Genomic DNA, 8,798 nt, shown 5'->3' with positions numbered 1-8,798 from the left:
TCCGCGCTTCGCACTTGTGGTACCGCCGCTCGGCGAACATGAATCGCAGCAGCATCACCACGGCTTCTGCCGCGTAGCCCTTGCGCCGGTGCCCATCACCCATCGTTATGCCGTACTCGAACCGTCCCGCCCGCGGATCTGCGTGGTGTGAGCCGACAGTCCCGACGATCTGCCCTGTGTCCACGGCTTCGATGGCCAACCTGAAGCAGTCGCCGTCGGACTTCGCGGCGGCCCGTTCCTTCGCCCAGGCGCGAAACCCCTCGGCAGACCGAGGTGGATGCAGCAGGTCTCCCAACCGCTCCTCGTCGACGGCCCCGTATGAAGCACACCGAGGTCGAGCAGAAGTTCCAGCTCCTCAGCCCGCCCGAGGACTTGAAGGGCCACCCTCACCGAGCGGAGCGCCACCCCCGGCGAACCCTCCCGGCAGGTGGACACCTACTACAACGCCCCGCACCGCGACTTCCTCAGCGGCAAGGTGATCTCCGAATGGCTGCGCGTGCGCGTCGAGGACGGGACTGCGTCGCTGAACTTCAAGCGCTGGTACCCGCTGGCAGAGAAGATCAAGACGCACTGCGACGAGTTCGAATCCACCCTCAGTGACCCCGAGGCCGTCACCAAGTTCCTGGCGGCGCTGGGCTTCACTCACCTGACCACCGTGGACAAGATCCGCGAGGAGTGGCTGTGCGACGGCATCGCGGTCGCCTTCGGCACCGTGACCGGTCTCGGCAACATCATCGAGTTCGAGTTCAAGGGCGAGGCCGACAGCATCGACGCGGCCACCGCACAGATCGAGGAGTTCATCGCGTCCCTCGGCATCGAACTGGGCAACCGCATCCACGCCGGATGCCCGCACCTCGCCCTCGGCCTGCCCACCGTCTCCTGACACCCGCACACGAGGCGACGACGGGTGCCTGGCTGGCCACAACAGCGTACGGCTGCGAGGTCGACCAGGGCGTCGAGAACCATGGCGGTCATGGCACCGGCTTCTCCCTTACCCGCCTCCTACGGTACCCGGCGGTTGGACCGCGCTCACGGATTGTCACTGCAGCCATCGCCAGACACGGCCACGCCGTCGGGCGGCGGGCGCACGCGGCGGCAGGCTGGGTTCGGGCTGTGTGACGCGGGGTCCTGTCGGACCGAGAGGGCCGTCGGGCGTGAGCGGAACGTCCGGGTGGGAACGGATGACGCGGGTCCATGCGACACGGACGGCCGACACCTCGTCGTCACGGGCACCGAGGGCGGTCACGAGCCGCTCAAGGGCAGCCCAGCGCGCGGGAAGGCTGGCGCCGCTGAACCAGCGCTCCACGATGGTGTCGGCTCTCGCCTGGTCGGTAGGGCCTATGGGCCACTCCGACGAGAACACGGCATGGGCCATCCTCGGTTCGGTCCACGTGCCGTTCGCCCGCTGCCGCAGAACCCGCAGCTGAGCGCCGAATTCCTGCGGCCCCGAGACCGACGCCAGGGCTTGCACGAGGGGAGACTGATGACCGCCGGGGCTGACGGCGTCCGTGCCGCCGGGTGTGACGTCCGTGATGGCCGTGTGGGTTTCGGGGGCTTCGGGGTCTGTCTGGAGGCGGCTGAGGCACGTCTGGACCTGCTGTGCCGTCTGTGGGCGCCGTGCGGGGGCGCGATCCAGGAGTTCGGTGACGAGCGCAGTCAGAGCAGGCGGAAGGCCGGGGCGGATCGTGTCGGGTCGCGGTGTGTCCTCGGCCAGCTTGCGCTGGAGCACCTCCATGAACCCGTCTCCGGTGAACGGCGGTTGGCCCGTCAGCATCGCGAACAGGACCCCACCGAGCGCGTACAGGTCAGAGCGTTCATCGCCACGCTCGGCAAGGAACTGTTCCGGTGCGGCATATTCGGCCGTACCAGCCGGAGACAACACGGTGGTCCGTGCCAGGGGCAGGGGAGTCCGATTGAACCCGGCGATCCCGAAGTCGACAACCTTGACCTGCCCGTCAGCGGTGAGCATCACGTTGTGGGGCTTGATGTCGTAGTGGACGACTCCGGCGCGGTGCGCGGCGACCAACGCTGCGCAGATCCCGCTAGCGATAGCAATCGCGCGGGCGGGGTCCAGGCAGCCCTCGTGAAGGATGACGTCGCCGAGGCTGGAGCCCTCGACCTTCTCCAAGACGATGTAGAGCACGCTCCCCTGGACGCCGCGTTCGTAGAGGGCGGCTACGTTCGGGTGGTTGATCTGCGCGGCGGCCACTGCCTCGCGTTCGAACCGTTTGGGCAGGTCCGGATGGGTTTCCTGGTTGAGGACGAGCAGCTTGAGCGCGATGTCACGGTGCAGGTCGTGGTCCCGCCCCGCCCACACCTCGCCCATGCCACCGCTGCCGAGCCGCTTGACCAGTTCGTACCGGCCGGCGACCCTCTCACCGCGTTCCATCGCCCCGTTCCCCCCGCGTCAACGCTGAAATGGCATCGCCCGAGTATGCGTGACAGGCCAGGAACACCGCTATCTCGTAGGAGAGTTGCTCCGGACCGGCTGGCCGAACAGGACCGGTCCGCGCGGCACAGGCCGCCGCCGGCCGTCGCCTCGATTCCCGCCCGGGTGGCGGGACGGGCGGTGCTGCTGATCGGGCACCGCAGCGAGAATCCCGACGAGGCCGCCCTGCCCGGCGACTACCGCAAGATCCTGGCGATCGTCCGGGCCGCCGACGGCCCGGTGCAGCTCAGGGGCGTCGGCGAGGAGCTGGGCCTGGAAGTGACGGCGCGCGGCAGGCTGGAGCCGCTTCGCGCGAAGATGAACAAGCTTGCCGATCGCGGCTGGCTGCACAAACGACTCGTCGGCAGGTTCACCGCACGCCCGTAGCCGCGCAGGAGTCGGGCATCGAAACGGCGTAACCTGCGGGCCCTCGGCGGCAGTTGAGTTTGGTGTGAAGAAGAACAACGGTCTCACCGAGGGCCCTGACGGCCCTGTCTACACCGCCCGCCTGCCGCTGTCGAGTGCCACCCTGAACTGGCTCGCCGACCTGATACGCGGCCACATGAAGAAGATCGGCTCGCGGTGGCGGGCCCTGCCCGCGGGAAGGATCGCCACCATCGTGCTGGCGGTACTGCGCTGTGACCAGAGGCCGGGCGACCTGGCCAGCGGCAACGGAGAGCACCGCACCACCGTGGGTCAGGGAAGTCGTGGGCCTGCTGGCCGCCCGCGCCCCGCGCCTGGACCGGGCCCTGAAGAAGATCGCCCGGACGGGTGGCGGGGTGGTGCTGCTGGACGGAACGCTGATCCGCACCTGGCGGCGCACCGGCAAGGAGAACCGGAAGCCGTGTTGCTGTGTGGGCAGGCGCCGGCGTTCCGGAGTGGGGCAGCTCGGGCCGCGTCAGCTGTGGTTCAGGGACCACACGACCTGGTCCTCGTACCAGCGGGCGGCGCCGACACCGTGCCACGAGGCCGCTTCGTCGACCTGGTCCTCGTACCAGCGGGCGGCGCTGACGCCGCGCCACGAGGCCGCTTCGTCGACCTGGTCCTCGTACCAGCGGGCGGCGCTGACGCCGCGCCACGAGGCCGCTTCACCCTCGTGGTCCGCAGCCCCGTAGCGCACCGTGTCCTGCCCACGGTGGTCGTCATCCGTGTGGCGGCCGACTTGCTCGCTGCTGGTCGCGGAGGTGGCGGACACGTACTGCGCCTGCACGGGCACCGAAGTCGTGGCTGCCGACGCCGAGCCGCCGGCCCCGAGAAGGACTCCGCCGGCCAGTGCCGTGGAGGCGAGTGCGATCGAGACACGCTTGGTCATGCTGTTCATGGTCATTTCCCTTGCGAGACTGCCGCGGTTTCCCCGAACTGGCGGCCGCCGCTTCTATGTGAACCGAGATCCGGAAATCCCGGGTCGGTCGGCTTGCCGCAAGGTCATCCGGAGGGGTGCCTCATGTTCGGCTCTGCCACCGTACCCGAGGGGTGCCTCATGTTTGCGGTGAGGCTCATCACAGCACGTCGGAGGGGCGAGATTGCGATCGGAAACATGACAACAACCGAATTCGAGGGGGGCCTCATGTTACGCTCGAGCCATGAGCCACCACCACGCCCCGTCCGCGAGAGAGACACCGGCGAAACCCCTGCGCCGTGACGCACAGCGCAACAGGGACGCGATCGTGGCCGCCGCCCGCACGGCCTTCTGCGAGCAGGGCCTCGGGGCGTCCCTGGAGGGCGTCGCCCGCGAGGCCGGCGTCGCGATCGGCACGCTCTACCGCCACTTCCCCACCCGGCTCGACCTGGTCGAAACACTCTTCAACGCGAAGTACGCGGAACTGCTCACCGCCGCGGAAGAGGCCGCGGCCATGGACGACGCCTGGGAGGGGTTCTGCCGGTACCTGGAGAAACTCTGCAAGCTGCAGGCCTGCGACCGCGCCTTCAACGACCTGGTCTCGGCACGGCTGCCCCTTCACGTGGCCGGCCGCGAGATGTTCGAACGCACCAAGGAACTCTGCAACCAGATCATGCGCAACGCCCAGGAACAGGGCGTCCTGCGCGGCGACGTCACCGCGCAGGACATCGCCTTCGTGATCTGGTCCCAAGCCGGAATCATCCAGGCCACACACACCATCGCCCCCCAAGCCTGGCGCCGCCACCTCCACCTGATGCTCGACGCCTTCCGCACCGAGGGCGCCCACGAACTGCCCGAACCTCCTCTGACCAGCCAGCAGGTCGACCAGACCCTCGTCACTCTCGAGTGCGCCGAAGAGGACTGCCGCGAGCAGTCCTGACCACACGAGAGACGAGACCGCGGACAACAGCTGCGCATCACACCGGACTGGCGCCACACCGGACCGGTACCTCGGCCGACCGGCCGGGAAGACCCCGGACAACACTCCGGGCGGCGGGACTACGGGCCGTCCGACCGCCGTCTTCCGGCTGCCCCGGCCCTGCGCATCCTGCGGCGCGGCTCGCAGAAGGCCGAGCACAGCGTCAACCAGCGCCGGCTACTGCTCCTGCTGCTCGACAAGCGGCGCTAGATCGCGCACTTGAATGCGCTCGCACAGGTGCCACTGGCCGTGTGGCTGCGGTGGACGACAACTCGTGGTGAAGCTCAGGGTGTTGTTTCCCCACCTGGACGAACCGCAGCGACGACTATCATCGTCGGCCACCGGGATGACCGGCGAGGACGTCGACCCGATGCCTCAGTGCCCCAGCCCTCGGGCCTCCGAGGCCATTTCGTGAAGGAACCAGGGACAACGGCGGCCCCTCGGCCGAGGAGCGAGGGCTGGGCACGGTCACCGCGGTGAGGTTCAAGCGGGCATCCATGTCGAGGTTCACCTCGCCCTACGGGCTCGGCGCTGTCCCGTTTATCGTCGGGACGCGGGTCGCGCAGTCGTCGATCGTCCTCGCAGGGCTTCACACCGCACCCCGCTAGACATGGATGAGTCGGTCGAGCACTGGACGCTGCCGAACGACGAGCAGGGGATCATGTCCGGCGAGCGCGGTGCGACGCCGACACGGGGCGGAATTGAGTGGCCTGCTTGTCCAAGCGCACCGCCCCTTACGCCCTTGTGCTGACCCGGCAGTTGGGTGTGGCTCGCTTGCAGGGACGCTGCGAGCTGGAGGTTTGCTGATGTGGCTGCGCTTGATGGGGGTCTGCTCGTAGCGTCGGGGTCCGATGTGGCCGAGCTGGCCTTGCTGCCCCTTGGCCAGGTCACCGGTCACAGGATGACTCTCTCCAGGACCTGGCTGAGTTTCTCTGGCGGCACGTGAGGATTTCCATGGCACTGAATGTTGATGACCGCATCGTCATCTCCGAGTTGATCTCGCTGCACGGTCACCTCTGCGACGAGGGAGAGTTGGACCGGTTGGATGAGTTGTTTACCGACGATGTCGTCTACGACGTCACGGACTTCGGTCAAGAGCCGCTGACGGGGGTGGAGGCCATTCGAGCGGCGGCCATCACCTTGGGTGACGCGAATCCCGTGGGCCATCACGTGACGAACATCGTCCTCACGGAGGGAGTCGGCGGCCAGGTGCACGCCCGCTCCAAGGGCATCGGAATCAATAGGGACGGAACGAGCGGCAGCGTGACCTATGAAGACATCATTGTGCTCACCGGGCAGGGCTGGCGCATCAGTTACCGCAAGGTCGTCGCACGGCGGGTGCCGTTGGGCGGGCGGACGAAGTGAACTGGTGTATCCCTTTTGCAGGGGGCCTGCTGATCAGGCCGTGAGGCGGTAGTCGTGTGGGCCGGGGGTGGGATAGAGGCGTTCATGCTCACGGGCGAGGTGGTGTCGCCAGTACTCCTCGAAGTCTCCGTTGTCCTTCAGCGCGCGGAGTTTGAGGATGGCTTCGGAGCCGTCGAGGCCCCATCGTGACCCGGTGATGGCGAGCCTGTCGGCGATGATGTGGCGGCAGGCGCCCTCGATCGCGCCGGTGGCGATCGGCCAGCCGCAGGCCAGCGCGGTGTCGTAGTGCAGGCGGTCCGCGTGGCCGGTGAGGTAGCGGATGCAGGCGTCGACGCCCTCGCGGCCGCAGCCACAGTTCCGGCGTGAGACCTGGGCTCCGGTCCTGGCCGGAGCCCAGGCAATGTGCGTGAGCGTCACCAGGGGGTGTTGGTGGCAGTCATGAGGGGGATGCGTCGCCTCTGCCGGCCGCGGTGGCGCTTTGGACGCAGTCGCGGAGCAGGGCGCGGCGCTGGTCATGTACGTCATCGGGTTCTTGGCTGTTGGCCGCATATACGTTGCTGACCGGTGACCAGGCCATGGACATGGCGATGACCATGGCCATGATGTCGAACGGGTCACCGGCGCGAACCCGCCCGGCGTCCTGGGCCTCGGCGATGGCCCTGAGCTTGCGGTCGTCGTAGTGATGGTGCGTCTCGACGAGGTGCCCGGCAGGACGGCGCTCCAGTCGTGTCCAGGTCGCCAGCCGGATGAGGTCGGGGCGGCGCAGATATTCGTCGTAGAGACGGACAGCCCACTCCGCGAGATCGTCGGCGTCGATGGGCACGACGTTGGTGATGCGCTCCAGCGAGCTGAGGAAGATCGCGTCGAAGAGTCGCTCCTTGTCGCCGAAATAGGCGTAGAGCTGTGCCTTGTTGGTGCGCGCTGCCGTCACGATGCGTTCGATGCGCGCCCCGGCGATGCCGTGCTGGGCGAACTCTTCGGTGGCGGCGTCCAGGATGCGCTGGTAGGTCGCGGCGCCTCGCGAGGTCTGGGGCTGTTCCGGCATGCCCGCACCCTACCAAACAGAACAGTTGGTTTGCCTTGGAGTGCGGTCGCGCTTACTCTGCAACAGACAGAACAGTCTGTTTAAGGAGTCACTTGTGCGAACGACCACCGGATGGCAGGCGGCCGGCCCGACGGCGCTGCGGCGCGCGTCGCTGGAGCGCCGGGACCTGCGCCCGGATGACATCGCGGTGCAGGTCGACTACTGCGGCGTATGCCACACCGACCTGCACGCCCTGCACGCCTACGACCGGCACACGAAAGCGCCCCTGGTGCCCGGTCACGAATTCACCGGCGTGGTGACCGGGACCGGCCCCGAGGTGACCACCTTCTCGGTCGGCGACCACGTCGCGGTGGGCAACATCGTCGACTCCTGCGGCGTGTGCGCCATGTGCGAAGCCGGGCAGGAGAATTTCTGCCACTCCTTCCCGACTCTGACCTACGGCGGCACCGACCGGCAGGACGGGTCGACCACCCTGGGCGGCTACTCCCGCGAATACGTCGTGCGCAACACCTTCGCCTACCCGCTCCCCTCCGGCCTCGACCCGGCCGCAGCCGCCCCGCTGATGTGCGCCGGCGTCACCGTCTGGGAACCCCTGCGCTCCCTCGGCGTGGGCCCCGGCAGTCGCGTCGCCGTGGCCGGCCTCGGCGGCCTGGGCCACCTCGCGGTCAAGATGGCCGTGGCACTCGGCGCCACCACGACCGTCATCAGCCGTACCCCGGACAAGCGCGACGACGCTCGCAAGCTCGGCGCTCACGACTTCATCGCGTCCACCGACACCCAGCAGATGGCCACGGCACGCGACACCTTCGACGTCGTCATCGACACCATCTCCGCCCCGCACGACCTCGCCCCGTATCTGAAGCTGGTGGCGATGGACGGCACCCTCAGCCTCCTCGGGTACCTGGGCCCCGTCACCGTCGAGGCCACGGACCTGCTCATCGGCCGCAAGAAGCTCAGCTCCGCGGGCAGCGGAGGCCGCCCGGCGACAGCCGAGATGCTCCAATTCTGCGCCGACAACAGCATCGCCGCCGACATCGAAGTACTCCCGTCGTCACAGGTGGACACGGCACTCGACCGCCTCCGGCGAAACGACATCCGCTACCGCTTCGTGCTCGACATGTCCGACCTGGAGTCAACCACCCGGGACTGAAAGTCCTGGGCTTGCGCAACGGGCGCCACTGGCTGTGGTGCTGGGTTTGCGTCCTGTCCCACGCCCGGGGTTCGGGGGTGGGTCTGGGGCGGTTGACTGCGCCCCGCGTCGCCACAACTCTTCCGCATGGTGGCGGATGTTGCGGGAGCCGTTCCAGTCCGCGTGTGCAACGACACCGCAGGACCGGCATACGAAGCGGGCCTGACTGGCCCGGTTCGCCTTGTCGATGTGCCCGCATTGGGCGCAGGTTCGGGAGGTGTACGCCGGATCGACGTGCACCACCGGTACCCCTGCCTTGCGGGCCTTGTACGCGATGAACTGGCCGAGCTGGGCGAAAGCCCAGGAGGAGTGGGTGGCCCGTTGGGGCTTGCGAAGCCGTACCCGTGCGCGGATGCCGGTGAGGTCTTCCAGGGCGATTCCGCGACCGGTGCGTTCTGCCTCGGCCACCACATGTTTCGCGATCTTGTGGTTGATGTCCCGCGCCCGCCGCGC

At 68.2% G+C, this 8,798-nt stretch carries 9 protein-coding genes and 2 pseudogenes; 5 read left to right on the top strand and 6 right to left on the bottom strand.

The features are described 5' to 3' along the window. On the bottom strand, positions 1-295 hold a 295-nt coding region (locus ACWFR4_RS46760), incomplete at its 3' end, for a GNAT family N-acetyltransferase (RefSeq protein ID WP_453657830.1). Positions 296-403: 108 nt separating this feature from the next. Between ACWFR4_RS46760 and ACWFR4_RS46755 the strand changes: the two are divergent. Beyond that, positions 404-883, top strand: a pseudogene (locus ACWFR4_RS46755) (class IV adenylate cyclase); the annotation flags it as partial. A 156-nt stretch (positions 884-1,039) separates the two neighbouring features. On the opposite strand, the gene ACWFR4_RS46750 reads toward ACWFR4_RS46755, so the two are convergent. Further along, positions 1,040-2,389, bottom strand: coding sequence for a serine/threonine-protein kinase (locus ACWFR4_RS46750; protein ID WP_453657828.1), 1,350 nt, complete (start codon positions 2,387-2,389; stop codon positions 1,040-1,042). Between the two features lie 180 nt (positions 2,390-2,569). On the opposite strand from ACWFR4_RS46750, the gene ACWFR4_RS46745 reads away from it, so the two are divergent. Further along, positions 2,570-2,815 (top strand): hypothetical protein, encoded by a 246-nt coding sequence (locus tag ACWFR4_RS46745; protein WP_453657826.1) that lies wholly within the window; start codon positions 2,570-2,572, stop codon positions 2,813-2,815. A 511-nt stretch (positions 2,816-3,326) separates the two neighbouring features. Here ACWFR4_RS46745 and ACWFR4_RS46740 read toward each other — a convergent pair. Continuing rightward, positions 3,327-3,740, bottom strand: coding sequence for a hypothetical protein (locus tag ACWFR4_RS46740; RefSeq protein ID WP_453657824.1), 414 nt, complete (start codon positions 3,738-3,740; stop codon positions 3,327-3,329). A gap of 271 nt (positions 3,741-4,011) precedes the next feature. On the opposite strand from ACWFR4_RS46740, the gene ACWFR4_RS46735 reads away from it, so the two are divergent. Together ACWFR4_RS46735 and ACWFR4_RS46730 are read left to right on the top strand one after the other, a co-directional pair. Next, positions 4,012-4,707, top strand: coding sequence for a TetR/AcrR family transcriptional regulator (locus ACWFR4_RS46735; protein ID WP_453657822.1), 696 nt, complete (start codon positions 4,012-4,014; stop codon positions 4,705-4,707). 993 nt (positions 4,708-5,700) lie between these two features. Next, the gene (locus ACWFR4_RS46730; protein WP_453657820.1) at positions 5,701-6,111 is read left to right on the top strand and encodes a nuclear transport factor 2 family protein; all 411 of its coding nucleotides are present in this window, start codon (positions 5,701-5,703) and stop codon (positions 6,109-6,111) included. Between the two features lie 33 nt (positions 6,112-6,144). Here the strand turns inward: ACWFR4_RS46730 and ACWFR4_RS46725 are convergent. Both ACWFR4_RS46725 and ACWFR4_RS46720 read right to left on the bottom strand, forming a co-directional pair. After that, a pseudogene (locus ACWFR4_RS46725) lies at positions 6,145-6,453 on the bottom strand (ISKra4 family transposase); the annotation flags it as partial. A gap of 94 nt (positions 6,454-6,547) precedes the next feature. Then, positions 6,548-7,156, bottom strand: a complete 609-nt coding sequence (locus ACWFR4_RS46720) for a TetR family transcriptional regulator (protein WP_453657818.1) — start codon at positions 7,154-7,156, stop codon at positions 6,548-6,550. 94 nt (positions 7,157-7,250) lie between these two features. Here ACWFR4_RS46720 and ACWFR4_RS46715 point away from each other — a divergent pair, with 94 nt between their 5' ends. After that, positions 7,251-8,306, top strand: a complete 1,056-nt coding sequence (locus ACWFR4_RS46715) for an NAD(P)-dependent alcohol dehydrogenase (protein WP_453657816.1) — start codon at positions 7,251-7,253, stop codon at positions 8,304-8,306. Here ACWFR4_RS46715 and ACWFR4_RS46710 read toward each other — a convergent pair. Next, positions 8,289-8,798 (bottom strand): RNA-guided endonuclease TnpB family protein (locus ACWFR4_RS46710; protein WP_453657814.1); only part of this gene is annotated, 510 nt, incomplete at its 5' end. The genes ACWFR4_RS46715 and ACWFR4_RS46710 overlap by 18 nt on opposite strands.

Source organism: Streptomyces sp. NPDC055140 (genome assembly GCF_053607285.1).
This window is presented reverse-complemented; position numbering and strand designations above follow the sequence as displayed.